Below are 16,147 nucleotides of genomic sequence, written 5' to 3'. Positions count from 1 at the left end.
GGAATCCTGTGACACACCCCGATGAACCAACCGACGGCTTCGCGCACACCGACGACGGAGTCGCGGTGGCGTACCAGCACCGCGGCTCCGGCCCGCCACTCGTGCTGCTGGCCGGTCAGGCGAACAACCACCACTGGTGGGACGGCATACGCGAGGACTTCCACGGCACCCACTCCACGATCACGCTGGACTGCCGCGGCACCGGCGCGAGCGACAAACCGCGGTCGGGCTACTCCACCGAGCGCTTCGCGGAGGACGTGGTGGCCGTCCTGGACGCCGCGGGCGTCGAGCGGGCCGATGTGTACGGCACGTCCATGGGCGGCCGGATCGCCCAGTGGGTCGCGGCCCGCCACCCGGAGCGCGTCCGGCGCCTCGTCCTGGGCTGCACCTCGCCCGGCGGACCCCGGGCCGTCGAACGGGACGCCTCGGTGCGACGGGCGCTGGCCCAGCCCGACCCGGACGCCGCGCGGCAGGCCCTGATCGACCTGATGTACAGCCCCGGCTGGCTCGCCGGACACCCCGGCCCGTACCGCACCCTCGGCGACCCCCACATGCCCGCGCACGCCCGACGCGGCCACCTGACCGCCAGCAACGGGCACGACGCCTGGGACGCGCTCCCCTCCATCGGCGCACCCACGCTGCTCCTCCACGGCGACCAGGACCGGCTCACCCCGCCCGACAACCTCCCCCTGCTCGCGGCCCGCATCCCCGACGCCCGGACCCACCTCTTCCCCGGAGCCCGGCACGCCTACTTCGAGGAGTGCCGGGAGGCGGCCGGCGCCCTGGTCCGCGATTTCCTCGGCTGAGGAACGTCGCAGCGCCCGCATGGGGCGAGCCGCACGACGAGGTGGAGGCCGTCGCCCTGGCCGACGACAACCGTTACGGCCTGGGCGCGGGCATGTGGACACTGCCTGGGCAACCTGGTCGAGTGGTACGACTGGTTCGCCTGCGCCACCTTCAGCATCCACTTCGCATCCGCCTTCTTCCCGGGAAGGCAACCAGACGGCCCAACTGCTCTCCACCGCCGTGGTGTTCGCCGTCGGTCACACCCACCATGCAGTCCGGCACCACCCCGCTCAGCTCCTACGTAGAAAAGTGGCACCCGGAGCCGGTCGCCACTCACGACCCCATGACCGCGGACCCAGCCGCCGCCGTGTCCGCCCTCCTGGACCTGCCCGAACCCGCCGCGCGGGCCGGTGACCCGCTCCCTCCGCTGTGGCAGTGGTTCCACTTCCTGCACTGGCCCGCCCAGCACGAACTGGGCCCCGACGGCCACCTGCGTGACGCCCGATTCCTGCCGCCCCTCCCCGACCGGCAACGCATGTTCGCGGGCGGACGCTGCGACGTCCTCCGCCACCGGTGCCCAGCTGCGGACGGCCACCCACCGCGACGCACGCCACGCCACCGCCGAGGTGACCTTCGCTTGACCACGCCCACCGATGAGCGGGTGGCCTTGTCACCCAGGTTTGCACCGGCGGGCGGTGTCGGCGGAGGCATGGACGGGACTCATCGGAATTCCCTCCGCCCGCAGAGCGCCCATTCCGAAAACGCGGAGGAAATTCCCGGCGTCGTGGAGATGAACGCGAAATGGGAATCAAAAAGAACGGCGAACAGGACACGGAAGTGGCACAACCCCGCGCGGATTTTCCACGTCGAAACGGGTGATCGGAAATCAGATCCACTCCCCACGGAGGTTTTTCGTGCCCACCTTTGGCCCGCGCTCCCGCCGCGTCCGCCCGGTCGGCGTCGCCGCCTTACTGGCCGCCGCGGCCAGCACCGGACTCTTCGCCTGGAACGCCCAGGCCGCCACCGCGTCGGCCGCCGCGTCGCCGGCCACCGTGACCGTCACCGACGGAGCGATGGCCTACACGGTGGCCGACGGCCAGACCAACAAGCTCACCATCAAGCGGGTCAGCGAGACCGACACCACGCTGACCTTCGGCATCGACGACGTTGTCAAGATCACCGCTGGCACCGACTGCACCCACCCCACCCCCACCGACCTGACGTATGTGACCTGCACCGTGCCCGTCCCCGACCCGGACCACGGCGGCGACCAGGGCAACGTCGAACTCGGCGACGGCAATGACAGCGTCAAGATCTCCGGCGGCGATGTGAACGTCGACGGCGGGGCCGGGGACGACACCATCACCGGCGCTTCCATCGCGGTGGGCGGCGACGGCCGCGACACCATCAGCCACGCCACGAACGCGAACGGCAACGCCGGCAACGACACCATCACCGACTCGTTCGCGGTGTGGGCCGGGGACGGCGACGACACCGTCATCGGCGATGGCGTGGCCAACGAGATCTACGGCGGCCCCGGCAACGACTATCTCGACGGCGCCGGCAACGATGACTCGATCGACGGCCAAGAGGGCGACGACACCATCAAGGGCGGACCGGGCAACGACTACCTCTTCGGCGGCCCCGGCCAGGACAGCATCGACGGCGGCTCCGGCAACAACGTCATCGACCAGGACGGGTCCATCCCCGAGGGGTTCTGAGGGAACCTCAGGGATGTGAACTACAAGTCGGCCCGGGTCGACGCCCCGGGCCGTTCCGCCGCCGAGCGGGCAGACGGTCGACTCGACCGGTTCCGCCCGTGCTTCGTCGGCGGCCGGGGCCGGGAAGCTCAGCAGATGTTTCTCGGTGCCTCTCGGTGCCGAAGTGGTCCCGTCCTCAGGCGCCGGGGCCGGGCGCTCCCTCGCGGATCGCCCGCGGCGAGGCGCCCAGTTCGCGGCGGCAGACCTTGTTGAACGCCTGGAGGTCCGCGATCCCCACCGACGCCGCGATCGTCGCGATCGGCAGCGTCGTCTCCCGCAGCAGGTGCCTGGCCCGCTCCATGCGGCGGTGCCGGATGTGGGCCACCACCGTGTCCCCGGTCTCGGCCCGGAAGAGCCGGGTGAGGTGGTTGTGCGAGACGCCCGCCCCGCGCGCCACGTCCGGCACGGTGAGCGGCTCGGCGAGACGCGACTCGACGTACGCGATCGCGGCGGCGACGGCGGGGTGGCCGCCGCCCGTGCCGGTGGGGACGGACAGCTGCGCCACGCGCCACAGCACCGACCACACCTCGGCGACCGCCTGCGCCGGTGCCCTGGGGACGGCCGCGATGGCCTGGAGCAGGAGGCTGGAGAGCAGGGCGGTCTGGGCCCCCGCGTTCTGCACCACCGGCACCGTACGGGCCGTCCCGCGGTCGGGTAGCCGCAGATGGGCGTACAGGTGCTCGGAGCGCCCGCGATAGCGGTAGCGCACCAGGACACCGGGCGGGACGAGGCTGACGTAACCGGGCCGCACGGTGTACGCGACGCCGTCGACCGTGAGCTCGGCGGTGTAGCGGTAGAGGTGCAGCTGCCACAGGTCGGGCAGGCGGAAGACGTCGCGGGGGCGCCGGGTGCCGTGGACGCCGACGCCGAGCCCCTCGATGTGCGGGGGCGAGTCGAGCCGGACCGGGACCCGCTGCGGCTGGGACGTGAGAGCTGCTCCCGTCGCGCCCGTCATACCCCTCATGCCCGTCATGGTGAAAAATTACCAGTAGTAGTGAGCAAGGCCCACGCGTCCCGGGTCGGCCGCGTTCTAGCGTCGTGGAGACGAACCACGAGTAACCACCCGCTCCCGCTCTCCCGACCGGAGGAGAACATGGCCGCCCGATCCGCTCGCGAACAGCTCCTGACCTCGGCGCGCATGGCCCGGTTCGTGGCCCACGGCTTTCTGCGCCTCGACTCCGTCGTCCCCGACTCCCTCAACGACCAGGCCCTCGATGTGCTCACCGCGGGCGTACCGGCCGTCCCCCACGGCACCCCGGTCGCCGAGGCGTTTCCCGAAGGCTCCTTCGCGCGCAGCCTGCTCGACCTCCCGGCCGTGGCCGGTGCGCTCCACAGCCTGGTCGGCCCGGACCCCACCATCGACCACCACGCCGTGCACATCCGGCAGCCCCAGGAGGGCCGGGCCCAGCCGCTGCACGGTGACGCCATCATCGATGTCCGGCCGGACGCCTTCGACGTCCAGCTCATGTACTACCCGCGCGAGGTGACGCTGGAGGCCGGCGGGACCCTGATCGTGCCGGGCAGCCATCTGCGGCGCACCAACGAGAGCGACACCGGCCGGTACCAGAACCTGCTCGGCCAGCAGCGGCTGGTGTGTCCGGCGGGCACGGTGCTGATCCTGCACCACGGCATCTGGCACGGCGGCCGGCGCAACGACAGCGGTGCCCCGCGCTACATGTTCAAGATCCGCTTCAACCCGACCGTCCCGCAGGTCCGCCTGTGGAACACCGACGACCTCGGCGACCCGGCGGTGGCCGAGGAACTGCGGACCCGGTTCCCGTGGTACGAGCAGGCGACCGGGCGGCTGGAGCTGCACAACCGGATCAGGCTGTGGCGGGCGCTGACCGGGGATCCGTCCTTCGATCTGGACCACTGGGTGACCCGGGTGACCAACCGCCCCGGCAGGGCCACCGTCGACGCCTGAGCGCCGTCCCGCCCGCCGCCTTCGCCTCCGCCCCTCCCTCGCCGTCGCCTCACACCAGGAGCCGTCCACCGTGACCACACAGCCCACGACCGCCGAGCCCGCCCTCACCAGCACCGTCCGGCAGCAGGTGCTCGTCCTCTACCTGAACAACTCCTCCCTCGACAGCGGCGTCATCGGCTGGGCGCGCTACGACGGCACGGGCACCACGTCACCCACCGCCGGGGACGGGGACGAGCCGCCGTACGCCACCGGCGTGGCGGCGCTGCTCGACGGCTGGCGGCTGTTCCAGGCGTCGCAGCTCATCCCGCCCTACCCGGGCCACGAGTACGACGTGTCCTTCCTCAAGCACGAGTTCCTCTTCGAAAAGCTCGTCAACACCAAGTGACGCTGATGGCGCCGGTGGCGATGGCGAAGACGACGTAGGCGAGGGAGACGAGGACGCCCCAGCGCGGGGCGTGCTTCTGGAAGTCGCCCAGTTCGGTCTTGACGAGCCCGATGAGGACCCACAGGGGCGCGCTGGTCGGCCCCGTCATGTGGAGGATCTGGCCGCTGGCACCGGCCCGGGCGATCTCGTTGGCGTCGATGCCGTAGTGCGCGGCGGACTCCGCGAGGACGGGAACGACACCGAACCAGTAACCGTCGTTCGACATGAAGAAGCCGAGCGGCAGAGCGAGGACCGCGGTGAACAGCGGGATGAGGTTGCCCCAAGCCTCAGGGACGATCGACAGAGCCGCGTCCGCCATCGCCTTGATCATGCCGGAGTCGGTCATGATGCCGGTGAAGACGCCGGCGGCCAGCACGAGGATCATCACCGGGACCGCGTTGGCCGCCTGGCGCTTGATGAGGTCCTGCTGGTCGCCGATGCTGCGGACGTTGACGAGCAGGGCGATGACGAAGGCGCATGACGCCGGTCACCTTCAAAGGCGGCCGCCGCGCGCTGTCCTTCGGCCAGAGCAAGATCAATCTGCATCAGGCCGGAAACGAGTTCGAGCCCAAGGCCCAGCGCACCACCCCGGGAAGTGCCGATCTGTGTCTCATCGTCGATGACCCCATCGACCGCGTGCTGGACGAACTGGCCGACCTGGCAGTGGCGGTGGAGGAAGGACCGGTTGAGCGGACGGGAGCCACCGGGCCGATCATCAGCGTGTATCTGCGAGACCCGGACCACAACCTGATCGAACTCAGCAACTACCTCAGCTGACGCGAACGCTTCGGTAAAGCTCCGGGTCAAGTAGACCCGGGCGTCAGGTCAGGAACGTGAAGAGCGGGCTGTCCGGCGGGACGCGTTCGATACGGTGCGGGACCTTTTCCATGCGGTCCAGCAGCGGTTCGAGGCCGTCGGGCGCACCGAGTTCGATGCCCACCAGTGCGGGGCCCGTCTCGCGGTTGTTCCGCTTCACGTACTCGAAGAGGGTGATGTCGTCCTCCGGTCCCAGCACGACGTCGAGGAACCGTCGCAGTGCGCCCGGTTCCTGCGGGAACTCGACGAGGAAGTAGTGCTTGCGTCCTTCGAAGAGCAGCGCACGTTCGACGATCTCGGCGTATCTGCTCACGTCGTTGTTGCCGCCGGAGACGACGCACACGACCGTCGCGCCGGGCTCCAGGCCCGGATCGCGGTCGAGCGCGGCGGAGGCCAGGGCGCCCGCCGGTTCGCTGATGATGCCGTCGGCTTGGTAGAGGTCGAGCATCTCCGCACAGATCCGGCCTTCCGGCACAGCGAGCATGCGAGGCGGCTGCTGGGCGACGGCCGCGTAGGTGTGTCGGCCGACAGTGCGTACGGCCGCGCCGTCGACGAAGGGGTCGATGTCCGGCAATGTCACGGGGCCTCCGGCGGCCAGGGCCGCGGCCATACTCGCCGCGCCCTGCGGTTCGGCGCCGATCATCTGGACGGTCGGGTGCGTCTCATGGAGCCAGGCGGTGGCGCCCGCGAGCAGGCCGCCACCGCCCACGGGGACGATCACCGCGTCCGGAGCGCGGCCGAGCTGCTCGACGGCTTCCCTCACCACGGTGCCCTGCCCTGCGATGGTGCGCGGGTCGTCGAAGGCGGGTACGAGGGTGGCTCCGGAAGCATGGGTGCATGCGAGCGCCGCCGCGGCGGCGTCGTCGTAGGTGTCGCCCTCGACGATCATGCGGACGTGCTCGCCGCCGAGTGTCCTCACCCGGTCCCGTTTCTGCCGGGGGGTCGTCCTCGGCAGGTACACCCGGGCGGGCACGCCCAGGGAGGCACAGGCCAGTGCGACGCCCTGGCCGTGATTGCCGGCGCTCGCGCAGACCACACCTCGCCGGCGTTCGTCCGCGGACAGCTGTGCGATGAGGTTGTAGGCGCCGCGTGCCTTGTACGACCGTACGGCCTGCTGGTCCTCCCGCTTGAGCCACACGTCGAATCCGTACCGCGCGGAGAGCCGCTCGCTGCGGTGCAGGGGGCTCGGCCGGATCACCTCCGCGCACCGTCGTGCGGCCGCGACCACGTCCGATGCGCCCACGCCACCGGTCCCGCTGTGCTCAGTCACCCGTTTCTCCTGTCGTATCGTTGGGCGCATGGCAGCCCGAGGTAAGTCCGCCACGGTGGCGAACGAAGGGTCGAAGCAGGCTCCGCTGCTCGTCCTGGGAAAGATCTCCGAGATTCTCAACGCTTTCACACTGGCCCGGCCTTCTCTGAGCCTGCGCGAGATCCAGCAGCAGACCGGGCTGCCTGCCTCGACCGTGCAACGCCTGGTGACGAACCTGGTGGCGCACGGGTTTCTCGACCGCTCCGAGGATACGTTCCGGATCGGGGTGAAGATGGCCTACTGGGCGGCTGCCGCGGCGAAGGACCTCGACGTCCTGGAGGTGATCAACCCCGCCCTGAAGGACCTTCGCGATCGGACCGGGGAGACCGCGTGCTTCTTCCGCTCCGAAGGCACCCAGCGGGTGTGCATCGCGGTCGCCGAGACATCGCACGCCCTTCGCCGGGAGATGTCGGTGGGGAAGATCGCCCCCATCACCGTGGGGTCGTCGGGGCGGGTGCTGCTGGCCTGGGATCCGGATCTCGCCGAGCGCGTGCTGCGGGAAGAGCTTCCGCAGCTGACCGAGAGCACCGTGACCGACCGGGACGAACTGCGCGGGCTGGTCCAGCAGACGCGTTCCGAGGGCTATGCCATCACGGTCGGCGAACGCATCGACGGTGCGTCGGGCCTCGCGGCCCCGGTGTTCGACTCGGCCGGGGATCTGGTCGGGGCACTCATGGTCCACGGGCCGACACTGCGCATGCCCTATGAGCGGTGCGTCGAATGGGTCGATCTGGTGGTGGAGCATGCCGAGCAGATCACCCGAGCACTCGGCGGCCGGTATCCGGCCTGAGCCGCAGCCGTTGTCCGATGGCCCGGCCCGCCGCTTCCATGGCTGCCTCGTCGCTCGCCACCATGATGTCCATGAGCTCCTCGCGCAGGGGCCCGAGACCCGGGCCGACGGACCCCACCACGGCGAATCGCGCGGTGCCGGTCGAGCGGGCCAGCACGGCCGACACGATTGCCGCTTCCGCGTAAGGGGTGGTGACGTCGGTCAGGACCGTCACCGGGGTGCCGCGCAGGCCGCCGCACTCGTCGATCGCCCGCAAGGCCCCGAACCCGCCGTCGCTGGTGGCGGAGCCGCCGGCGGCCACGACGATCTCGGCGACACCGTGACGGGCGGCGTCGGCCATCAGCATCCCGACGCCGTACGTGTCGGCGGCCACTGTCCGAGGGGTTCGGCGAGGACGGCGAGGGTTCCCTCGCCGCCGTCGGCCACGGGGACGAGCACCGGGATGGCCGGGGTCTGCGCCAGTCCCCGGCCGATCGCCGTGGCCACCTGCGGTGCGGTGTACGTGCCCTTGAAGCTGTCGGGCGCCACGACGACCTTCATCGCCATGCCTCCGGGTTCACCGCGTGGGCCGGCATCTCGCCGCGCCCCATGGCGACCGCGTTGTTCGCGCAGACTTCGGCCATGGTGGCGCGGACGGAGCGGGTGGCGCTGCCGACGTGGGGCAGGAGGGTGGTGTTCGGCAGGTCGGCGAGGCCATCGGCGAGCGCGGGTTCGTCCTCGTACACATCGAGTCCGGCACCGGCGATCTCGCCCGAGCGCAGCGCCTCGACGAGTGCCTTCTCGTCCACCACGGGCCCGCGGGAGGTGTTGACCAGGCAGGCCGTCGGCTTCATGGCGCGAAGGGTCTTCTCGTCCACGAGATGGTGTGTGACGTCGGTCAACGGGACGTGCAGCGAAAGGAAGTCGCTGGTGGACACCAGGTCGTCCCACTCGGCGAACCGCACCCTGCCGGCGAGGTGTCCGAGCCGCTCTGGAGGTACGGGTCCGCTGCGTGCGGTGTAGCGCACGGTCATGCCGAACCCGAGGGCGCGTTCAGCCGTCGCCCGGGCGATCCGTCCGAAGCCGACGAGTCCGAGCGTGGCCCCGCTCACATCGCTTCCGAGCAGCAGCTCGGGCTGCCAGCCCTGGTACTTCCCCGCGCGGAGGAAGCGGTCCGCCTCCACGCAGCGGCGTGCGGTGGCCAGCAGGAGAAGCATCGCGATGTCGGCGGTGGCGTCGGTGAGGACACCGGGCGTGTTGCCCACGAGGATTCCGCACTGTGTGGCGGTTGCCACGTCGACGTTGTCGTATCCGACCGCGTAGTTGGAGATGCCCTTGATCTTCGCGTGCTCCAGTACGGCTCTGTCGAACACGTCTGTCAGCTGGGCGACGACGATGTCGACGTTCCCCGAGGAGCATTCCCGGCGCAGTTCGCCCGCGGACAGTTGCCGTTCGGGTACGTACACCTCACCGGCCGTCCGGAGAATGTCCATTCCGGGAGCCGGGATGGGGGTTGTCACCAGGAACTTCATCGGCACGCCCGCGCATCCGGTGCCGCCACGGCCCACTCGAAGGCGGTGGTGCTGGAGTGCGCCGCCTGACCTGCCCGGGAGCGGTTCGGCTCGTCCAGTTCTGCCAGCAACCCGTCGGCCAGCCCGACCACGGCGCCGAAGGTGTCCGGCGTCAGCCAGTCGGGACGCAGTGCGAACAGCAGGTCTTCCGTCGCGGCGTTCCCGCTCGCACCGGGGGCGAACGGGCAGCCGCCGAGGCCGCCGAGCGCGCCGTCCAGTTCGCTCGCTCCGGCGGCCACCGCGGCCAGGGAGTTGGCGACGCCCATGCCCCACGTGTCGTGTCCGTGGTAGACGATCCGCCGCGCGGGCGATCGCGTTGCCACGGCGGAGACCAGGCTGGTCACCTGAGCCGGCACGGCCTGCCCGAGGGTGTCGCACAGCACGATGTCCTCGGCGCCCTCCGCACGGGGGTCGTTGGCGATCCGGAGCACGGTGTCCTCCGGGACGACTCCGTCGAACGGGCAGGTGAACGACGTGGAGACGCAGAGCTGAATGCGTCCGCCGGCCGAGCGGGCGTGCTCGATCGCCGCCGGCATGGCCGCGAGGCTGTCCTCGGTGGACCGGCCGATGTTGGCCTGGTTGTGGCGGTCGGATGCCGACAGGCAGTACTGGAAGTTCACCGCGCCCGCCATCGCCGCCTTCTCGACGTGCCGTGGGGTGGCCACCCAGACCCAGGACCGGGCGAGCTCGTCCGGATTCAGGTGTGCGATGACGTCCAGCGTGTTGGCCATGGGCGGGACGAGGGCCGGGTTGGCGAGCGAGCCGATCTCCACGCTGGGGATGCCGAGGGAGAGGAGTTCGCGGACGATGGCCACCTTGCGGTCGGTGGACAGGGGCTTGCCGGTGAGCTGGAGGCCGTCGCGCAGCGTCACATCGCGCAGAGTCACAGGCGTACTCATTACTTCTTCTCCATCTCCATGATGATCGCGTCGGTCTCCTCGTCGTCCTTGCCGAGCAGGTCGGTGAGCACCTGTCGGGTGTGTTCGCCGAGGTCGGGGCCGAGGGATCGGACGGGCAGGGACTTCTCGCCGAGGACGGGGACGATCCCGGGGAATCCCACTTCCTGGGGCTCCTCCGCCGCTATGCGGACCGGCAGCGGCTGGATCATGCCGCGGACCGCGAATTGCTGGTCGGCGCAGATGTCCTCCGCGCTGTAGATCGGGCCCGCCGGGACACCTGCGGCGTCGAGGGCTTCGAGCACCTCGTCACGAGGAAGCGTCTTGGTCCACGCGTTGATCGCTTCGTCGAGTTCGTCACGACGGGCCCAGCGTTCCGCGTTGGTCTGCAATCCTGGATCGTCGGCGAGATCGGGACGACCGATGGCCCGCATATAGCGCCGGAAGATCGCGTCGCCATTGCCGGCGATCACCACGCTGGGCCCGTCCCCGCACTCGTACGCGTTGGTGGGGGCGATGCCCTCCATCCTGCCGCCGACCCGCTGCCGCTCCAGACCGTAGGCGAGGTAGTCAGGGACGAGTGATTCCATCATCGAGAAGACGGCCTCGTACAAGGCGACATCCACCGTTCGCTCCGACAGCGGCGACTTCGTGGGTACCCGTTCGCGCTGGAGGAGCGAGATCACGGCGCCGAACGCCGCGTACAGGCCCGCGATCGAATCGCCGATGGACACTCCGACCCGGGAGGGCGGGCGGTCGGCTTCCCCGACCAGGTGGCGCAGACCGCCCATGGCCTCGGCCACCGCGGCGAATCCCGGGCGGTCCGACAGCGGCCCTGTCTGGCCGAACGCGGAGATGCGGGCCAGCACGATATCGGGGTTGGCCTCCTCGAGTGCCGCGGGGCCGAGTCCCCAGCGCTCCAGCGTGCCGGGGCGGAAGTTCTCGATCACGACATCACATCGCCGCACCAGTTCCAGTACGGTCGTCCGGCCACGGTCCGTCTTCAGGTCCAGCACCACCGACTTCTTGTTCCGGTTGATGGTGCGGAAGAACATCGAGACATCACCGGCGTAGAGCCGCCAGTTCCTCAACTCGTCGCCTGTGTGTGGGCGTTCGATTTTGATCACCTCGGCGCCGAAGTCCGCGAGCAGCCGTCCGGCGGTGGGGCCCGCGATGTAATTGCCGAGTTCGAGCACACGCACTCCGTGCAGCGGCAACTGTGTGCTGCGATTCGTCATGGTGTCCTAACGTCAGGTGGGTGGTGAAGGGGTCAGAGGATGGCGCCCAGCGCGAGGATCGGGCCCATCGCGACGACGGAGGCGACGGAGACCCCGACCGAGCAGGTCTTGAGGGTGCCGCGGGTGGTCTGGCCCATCAGAGACTGGAGCAGCCAGAAGGTGTTGCTGGTCAGGTGCACGAAGAACAACGATCCGGCTCCGGCAGCCAGCGCGATCAGTACGGGATCGATGCCCAGTGTGGGGGCCACCGGCGCGAGCAGGCCGGCGGCGGTGATCGCGGAGATCGTCACCGAGCCGACCGCGACGTGCAGTACGGCAGCCACCAGCCAGACCATCAGAAGCGGGGCCCAGGTGTTGGCCTTGAAGTATTCCCCGAGGATGTGCCCCAGCCCGCAGGCGGCGATCACCGCTGCGAGGCAGCCTCCGACGCCGTTGAGGAGGAGGATCTGTCCGCTGTCGCGCATGCCCTTGCTCAGCGCGGCGTCCACCCGGGGCTGTCCGAGATGGCGCCGGGCGACGAGACAGGTGGCGACCAGGCCGAGCAGGAGGGCCACGACCGGGCTGGAGAGCAACTGCACGAAGGGGTTGTGCCACGCCGCCACCTCGGCGAGGGCTCCGGCGGCGATGAGGAGAAGGGAGACGAGGAGGGGCGAGAAGAGGAGGAGGAGTCCGGGCTGCGGCTGCGTGCGGGCCTTCACCTCCACCGCTGTCATGGTTCCGCCGGCAGGGGTGTTCCGGCCGGCGGGGTGCGCGTCGTCGGCCGTACCGCCGTCCGCGGGCGCGCTCGGCGCCGGGCCGGAAACGTCCTCTTCATCGAGTGCCGGGGTCCACCAGCCGCGGGTCAGCGCGAAGTTCATGACGGCGATGGCGATGGACACGGTCGGAATCACGACGATGAGTCCGTACAGCAGATAGGTGCCGAGCGGCACGTCGAGGAGCGCGGCGAGCGCCAGCGCTCCGGCACCTGGGACCGTGAAGACGATGCCGCACTCCAGCCCTATGGCCAGGGCAGTGGCCATGCGGGCGGTTCCGTATCGGCCGAGCTTGGCGGCTATGCCCTTGGCCAGCGGCCCGGTGATCACCAACAGCACGTCCAGGTAGATGGACTGGAGGAAGGTCGCGATCGTCAATGCCATCGCGTGGGGGATCCGCTTCGGGCCCGCGGCGCGCAACAGGGTGTCGACGAGCCGCTCGATGGCTCCGAGCTCGCGCAGGAGGGCTCCGATGAGCACTCCGAACGCGATCAGGAGTCCGATGTCGGCCATGACGTCGCCGAAGCCCTTGGTGATGGTCTTCACCGTCTTGTCGACCCCGAGGCCGGTCGCGAGACCGAGATAGCAGGCGCCCAGGACCAGGGCGACCACGGGGTTCATCCGTAGCCGCACGATCAGGAACACGATGGCGATCACGGCGATGGCCGTGTTGAGCAAGATTGCGGTATCCGACATGCCTACCGTCCGGTTTGTGCGGAGTGGGGCGTATGTGAAGCCGACGGCTCGACCCGATGGCCCGCATTATGAGCATGAACCCACAATGCGGGTCAACAGTCTGGAAACATGCGTCTGCCGAACGGTGTGCAGGCAGGAACGGCAGCCGCGAGCGCGTGCCGCTCGTGAAATCGACGCCCCGGGCCCCGACTACCGCGGTCTCAACGCCGTCCAGGAGTCCCTGCCGTAGGTGCCCGAGCTCGGGGACGACAGCGTCGAACTGACGACGATCAGACCTTGCGGTCCTCGATCTCCTCGGTGAGCTGCGGGACGATGTCGAAGAGGTCGCCGACCACTCCGTAGTCGACCAGGTCGAAGATCGGGGCCTCGGCGTCCTTGTCGACGGCCACGATGGTCTTCGAGGTCTGCATACCCGCGCGGTGCTGGATCGCGCCGGAGATGCCCGCCGCGATGTACAGCTGCGGGGACACGCTCTTGCCGGTCTGGCCGACCTGGTTGGTGTGCGGGTACCAGCCCGCGTCCACCGCGGCGCGCGAGGCACCCACGGCCGCACCGAGGGAGTCGGCCAGCGCCTCGATGATCGCAAAGCTCTCCGCACCGCCCACCCCGCGGCCACCGGAGACCACGATCGCGGCCTCGGTCAGCTCCGGGCGGCCCGTCGACCCGCGCGGCGCACGGCCCGTCACTTTGGTGCCGGTCGCCTTCTCGGAGAAGGACACGTTCAGCGCCTCGACCGCAACGGTGACCGGGGAAGCCTCGACGGCGGCCGAGTTCGGCTTGACGGTGATGACCGGCGTGCCCTTGGACACGCGGGACTTGGTGGTGAAGGACGCGGCGAACACCGACTGGGTGGCCACCGGGCCATCGTCGCCGACCTCCAGGTCGACGGCGTCGGTGATGATGCCGGAGCCGATGCGCAGCGCCAGACGGGCTGCGATCTCCTTGCCCTCCACGGAGGACGGCACCAGCACAGCGGCCGGGGACACCTGTTCGTAGGCGGCCTGGAGGGCGTCCACCTTCGGGACGACGAGGTACTCGGCGTATTCGGCGGCGTCGTGCGTGAGAACCTTCACCGCGCCGTGTTCCGCGAGCGCGGCGGCGGTACTCCCCGCGCCGGGACCCAGCGCCACAGCGACCGGCGAACCGATGCGACGAGCGAGCGTCAGCAGCTCCAGCGTGGGCTTGCGGACGGCACCATCCACGTGGTCGACGTGGACGAGGACTTCAGCCATGGGTTCGTGCCTTCCTTCAGATGAATTTCCGGCTCGTGAGGAACTCGGCGAGCCGCGTGCCGCCGTTGCCCTCGTCCTCCACCACGGTGCCGGCTGTCCGTGGCGGTCGGGCCGTCGCCGATTCCACGACGGTCCGGGCACCGACCGGGCCGACCTCATCCCTCTCGATGTCGAGGTCGGACAGGTCCCAGGACTCCACCGGCTTCTTCTTGGCCGCCAAGATGCCCTTGAAGGACGGGTAGCGCGCCTCGCCCGACCGGTCGGTGACCGAGACCACGGCCGGGAGCCGCGCCTCGAGCTGCTCGCCTGCGGCGTCGCCGTCGCGACGGCCCCTGACCGCCCCGTCCTCGACCGACACCTCGGACAACAGGGTGACTTGCGGCACCCCCAGTCGCTCGGCCAGCAGCGCCGGCACCACACCCATCGCACCGTCCGTCGACGCCATACCGGAGATCACCAGGTCGAAGCCCGTCTTCTCGATCGCCTTGGCCAGCACGAGCGAGGTGCCGATGACGTCGGTGCCGTGCAGGTCGTCGTCCTCGACGTGGACGGCCTTGTCGGCGCCCATGGACAGGGCCTTGCGCAGCGCGTCCTCGGCACCCTCCGGACCCACCGTCAGGGCGGTGATCTCCACGTCGTCGCCGGAGTTCTCGGAGATCTTCAGCGCCTGCTCGATGGCATACTCGTCGAGCTCGGAGAGCAGACCGTCCACGCCGTCCCGGTCGGCGGTCAGGTCATCGGCGAAGTGCCGGTCGGCTGTGGCGTCGGGCACGTACTTCACACACACGACGATGTTCATGCGTCGAGACCTCCGCGCTTCACGAGCTGGCTCGCGATCACGTTGCGCTGGATCTCGTTGGTGCCCTCACCGACGATCATCAGCGGTGCGTCCCGGAAGTAGCGCTCGACGTCGAACTCGGTCGAGTAGCCGTAACCACCGTGGATGCGGACGGCGTTGAGCGAGATCTGCATGGCCGTCTCGGACGCGAAGAGCTTGGCCATGCCCGCCTCCATGTCCACCCGGCGGCCCGCATCCGCCTCGCGCGCCGCGTAGAGCGTCAACTGGCGCGCCGCGGTCAGCGACGTGGCCATGTCCGCCAGGTAGTTGCCGATCGACTGGTGCTGCCAGATCGGCTTGCCGAACGACTCCCGCTCCTGCGCGTACGCCAGCGCGTCCTCCAGGGCCGCCCGCCCGACTCCCAGCGCCCGGGCGGCGACCTGGAGGCGGCCGGTCTCCAGGCCCTTCATCATCTGGGCGAAGCCCTTGCCCTCGGCTCCGCCGAGCACCGCGTCCGCCGGGGCGCGGTAGTCCTCGAAGGACAACTCGCAGCTCTCCACGCCCTTGTAGCCGAGCTTGGGCAGGTCGCGGGAGACCGTGAGTCCCGGGCCGTGCTCGACCAGCAGGATCGAGATGCCCTTGTGCACAGGGCTGGCGTCCGGGTCGGTCTTGCACAGCAGCGCGATCAGCTGCGAGCGGCGGGAGTTGGTGATCCACGTCTTCGCGCCGTTGACCACGAGATCATCGCCGTCCCGCCGGGCGACCGTGCGCATCGCTTGCAGGTCCGAGCCTCCGCCCGGCTCGGTCAGGGCCATGGTGGCGCGGATCTCGCCGGTGGCCATCCTCGGCAGGTAGCGGCGCTTCTGCTCCTCGGTGCCGAAGTGCAGCAGCAGCTTGGCGACGACGGTGTGCCCGCCCATGGCTCCGGCCAAGCTCATCCAGCCCCGGGCGAGTTCCTCGGTGACGAGGACGTAGCAGGGGGTCGACACCGGCGTACCGCCGTACTCCTCCGGGATGGCGAGGCCGAAGATGCCGAGTTCCTTCATCTGCTCGATGAGGGCCACGGGATAGGTGTTGGTGTGGTCCAGTTCTCGCGCGACGGGTTTGACGTCCTTGTCGACGAAGTCGTGCACCGTCCGGACGATGAACCGCTCGTCCTCGGACACGATGTCGAGAGTACTCATGGCAGGAGATCT

General features: G+C 69.8%; 16 protein-coding genes and 1 pseudogene. 6 read left to right on the top strand and 11 right to left on the bottom strand.

All coding sequences use genetic code 11. The features are described from left to right. Positions 1-8: 8 nt before the first annotated feature. The gene (locus tag ACH4TL_RS31615; RefSeq protein ID WP_398331985.1) at positions 9-806 is read left to right on the top strand and encodes an alpha/beta fold hydrolase; all 798 of its coding nucleotides are present in this window, start codon (positions 9-11) and stop codon (positions 804-806) included. Between the two features lie 894 nt (positions 807-1,700). Continuing rightward, complete coding sequence (locus tag ACH4TL_RS31610; RefSeq protein ID WP_398331979.1) at positions 1,701-2,507, top strand: calcium-binding protein; 807 nt, start codon at positions 1,701-1,703, stop codon at positions 2,505-2,507. A gap of 175 nt (positions 2,508-2,682) precedes the next feature. Here ACH4TL_RS31610 and ACH4TL_RS31605 read toward each other — a convergent pair whose 3' ends face one another. Beyond that, positions 2,683-3,510 (bottom strand): helix-turn-helix domain-containing protein, encoded by an 828-nt coding sequence (locus tag ACH4TL_RS31605; RefSeq protein WP_398331976.1) that lies wholly within the window; start codon positions 3,508-3,510, stop codon positions 2,683-2,685. A 129-nt stretch (positions 3,511-3,639) separates the two neighbouring features. Between ACH4TL_RS31605 and ACH4TL_RS31600 the strand changes: the two genes are divergently transcribed. Both ACH4TL_RS31600 and ACH4TL_RS31595 read left to right on the top strand, forming a co-directional pair. Then, a complete protein-coding gene (locus ACH4TL_RS31600; protein ID WP_398331973.1) occupies positions 3,640-4,470 on the top strand; it encodes a phytanoyl-CoA dioxygenase family protein in 831 nt (276 codons plus the stop codon). 70 nt (positions 4,471-4,540) lie between these two features. Further along, positions 4,541-4,855, top strand: coding sequence for a hypothetical protein (locus ACH4TL_RS31595; protein WP_398331970.1), 315 nt, complete (start codon positions 4,541-4,543; stop codon positions 4,853-4,855). On the opposite strand, the gene ACH4TL_RS31590 is transcribed toward ACH4TL_RS31595, so the two are convergent. Beyond that, positions 4,842-5,360, bottom strand: coding sequence for an SLC13 family permease (locus tag ACH4TL_RS31590; protein ID WP_398331994.1), 519 nt, complete (start codon positions 5,358-5,360; stop codon positions 4,842-4,844). The genes ACH4TL_RS31595 and ACH4TL_RS31590 overlap by 14 nt on opposite strands. Positions 5,361-5,371: 11 nt before the next feature. On the opposite strand from ACH4TL_RS31590, the gene ACH4TL_RS31585 reads away from it, so the two are divergent. Next, positions 5,372-5,671, top strand: coding sequence for a VOC family protein (locus ACH4TL_RS31585; RefSeq protein WP_398331967.1), 300 nt, complete (start codon positions 5,372-5,374; stop codon positions 5,669-5,671). A 43-nt stretch (positions 5,672-5,714) separates the two neighbouring features. Here ACH4TL_RS31585 and ilvA read toward each other — a convergent pair whose 3' ends face one another. Then, positions 5,715-6,980 carry a threonine ammonia-lyase IlvA gene (gene ilvA / locus ACH4TL_RS31580; RefSeq protein WP_398331964.1) on the bottom strand — a complete coding sequence of 422 codons (1,266 nt, stop codon included), beginning with the start codon at positions 6,978-6,980 and terminating at the stop codon, positions 5,715-5,717. A gap of 28 nt (positions 6,981-7,008) precedes the next feature. Between ilvA and ACH4TL_RS31575 the strand changes: the two genes are divergently transcribed. Beyond that, the gene (locus ACH4TL_RS31575) at positions 7,009-7,809 is read left to right on the top strand and encodes an IclR family transcriptional regulator (RefSeq protein WP_398331961.1); all 801 of its coding nucleotides are present in this window, start codon (positions 7,009-7,011) and stop codon (positions 7,807-7,809) included. Here ACH4TL_RS31575 and ACH4TL_RS31570 read toward each other — a convergent pair. The 8 genes and pseudogenes from ACH4TL_RS31570 to ACH4TL_RS31535 all read right to left on the bottom strand — a co-directional run bounded on the left by ACH4TL_RS31570 (position 7,775) and on the right by ACH4TL_RS31535 (position 16,135). Next, positions 7,775-8,349 (bottom strand): annotated as a pseudogene (locus ACH4TL_RS31570) (glycerate kinase). The gene ACH4TL_RS31575 and the pseudogene ACH4TL_RS31570 overlap by 35 nt on opposite strands. After that, complete coding sequence (locus ACH4TL_RS31565; RefSeq protein ID WP_398331991.1) at positions 8,346-9,320, bottom strand: 2-hydroxyacid dehydrogenase; 975 nt, start codon at positions 9,318-9,320, stop codon at positions 8,346-8,348. The pseudogene ACH4TL_RS31570 and the gene ACH4TL_RS31565 overlap by 4 nt, the downstream one beginning before the upstream one ends. Continuing rightward, complete coding sequence (locus ACH4TL_RS31560) at positions 9,317-10,258, bottom strand: hypothetical protein (protein ID WP_398331958.1); 942 nt, start codon at positions 10,256-10,258, stop codon at positions 9,317-9,319. Before ACH4TL_RS31560 ends, ACH4TL_RS31565 begins: the two co-directional genes overlap by 4 nt. Further along, on the bottom strand, positions 10,258-11,493 hold the full coding sequence (locus tag ACH4TL_RS31555) for a CaiB/BaiF CoA transferase family protein (protein ID WP_398331955.1): 1,236 nt from the start codon (positions 11,491-11,493) through the stop codon (positions 10,258-10,260). Before ACH4TL_RS31555 ends, ACH4TL_RS31560 begins: the two co-directional genes overlap by 1 nt. 32 nt (positions 11,494-11,525) lie before the next feature. Beyond that, positions 11,526-12,941 carry a GntP family permease gene (locus ACH4TL_RS31550; protein WP_398331952.1) on the bottom strand — a complete coding sequence of 472 codons (1,416 nt, stop codon included), beginning with the start codon at positions 12,939-12,941 and terminating at the stop codon, positions 11,526-11,528. Positions 12,942-13,210: 269 nt separating this feature from the next. Then, the gene (locus ACH4TL_RS31545) at positions 13,211-14,173 is read right to left on the bottom strand and encodes an electron transfer flavoprotein subunit alpha/FixB family protein (protein ID WP_398331949.1); all 963 of its coding nucleotides are present in this window, start codon (positions 14,171-14,173) and stop codon (positions 13,211-13,213) included. 16 nt (positions 14,174-14,189) lie between these two features. Then, positions 14,190-14,972 carry an electron transfer flavoprotein subunit beta/FixA family protein gene (locus ACH4TL_RS31540; RefSeq protein WP_398331946.1) on the bottom strand — a complete coding sequence of 261 codons (783 nt, stop codon included), beginning with the start codon at positions 14,970-14,972 and terminating at the stop codon, positions 14,190-14,192. Continuing rightward, positions 14,969-16,135: an acyl-CoA dehydrogenase family protein gene (locus ACH4TL_RS31535; RefSeq protein ID WP_398331943.1), complete on the bottom strand. Its 1,167-nt coding sequence runs from the start codon at positions 16,133-16,135 to the stop codon at positions 14,969-14,971. Before ACH4TL_RS31535 ends, ACH4TL_RS31540 begins: the two co-directional genes overlap by 4 nt. Positions 16,136-16,147: the final 12 nt, after the last annotated feature.

Source organism: Streptomyces sp. NPDC021115 (assembly GCF_044333065.1).
Classification (GTDB): domain Bacteria; phylum Actinomycetota; class Actinomycetes; order Streptomycetales; family Streptomycetaceae; genus Streptomyces.
The sequence above is the reverse complement of the archived record's forward strand: the minus strand, read 5'-3'. Positions and strand labels throughout refer to the sequence as shown.

Excerpts from the sequence above, each read along its gene's own strand:
- ACH4TL_RS31605 (WP_398331976.1), bottom strand. The coding sequence starts at position 3,510 with ATGAGGGGTATGACGGGCGCGACGGGAGCAGCTCTCACGTCCCAGCCG.
- ACH4TL_RS31600 (WP_398331973.1), top strand. The coding sequence starts at position 3,640 with ATGGCCGCCCGATCCGCTCGCGAACAGCTCCTGACCTCGGCGCGCATG.
- ACH4TL_RS31585 (WP_398331967.1), top strand. The coding sequence starts at position 5,372 with ATGACGCCGGTCACCTTCAAAGGCGGCCGCCGCGCGCTGTCCTTCGGC.
- ACH4TL_RS31575 (WP_398331961.1), top strand. The coding sequence starts at position 7,009 with ATGGCAGCCCGAGGTAAGTCCGCCACGGTGGCGAACGAAGGGTCGAAG.
- ACH4TL_RS31565 (WP_398331991.1), bottom strand. The coding sequence starts at position 9,320 with ATGAAGTTCCTGGTGACAACCCCCATCCCGGCTCCCGGAATGGACATT.
- ACH4TL_RS31560 (WP_398331958.1), bottom strand. The coding sequence starts at position 10,258 with ATGAGTACGCCTGTGACTCTGCGCGATGTGACGCTGCGCGACGGCCTC.
- ACH4TL_RS31555 (WP_398331955.1), bottom strand. The coding sequence starts at position 11,493 with ATGACGAATCGCAGCACACAGTTGCCGCTGCACGGAGTGCGTGTGCTC.
- ACH4TL_RS31550 (WP_398331952.1), bottom strand. The coding sequence starts at position 12,941 with ATGTCGGATACCGCAATCTTGCTCAACACGGCCATCGCCGTGATCGCC.
- ACH4TL_RS31545 (WP_398331949.1), bottom strand. The coding sequence starts at position 14,173 with ATGGCTGAAGTCCTCGTCCACGTCGACCACGTGGATGGTGCCGTCCGC.
- ACH4TL_RS31540 (WP_398331946.1), bottom strand. The coding sequence starts at position 14,972 with ATGAACATCGTCGTGTGTGTGAAGTACGTGCCCGACGCCACAGCCGAC.
- ACH4TL_RS31535 (WP_398331943.1), bottom strand. The coding sequence starts at position 16,135 with ATGAGTACTCTCGACATCGTGTCCGAGGACGAGCGGTTCATCGTCCGG.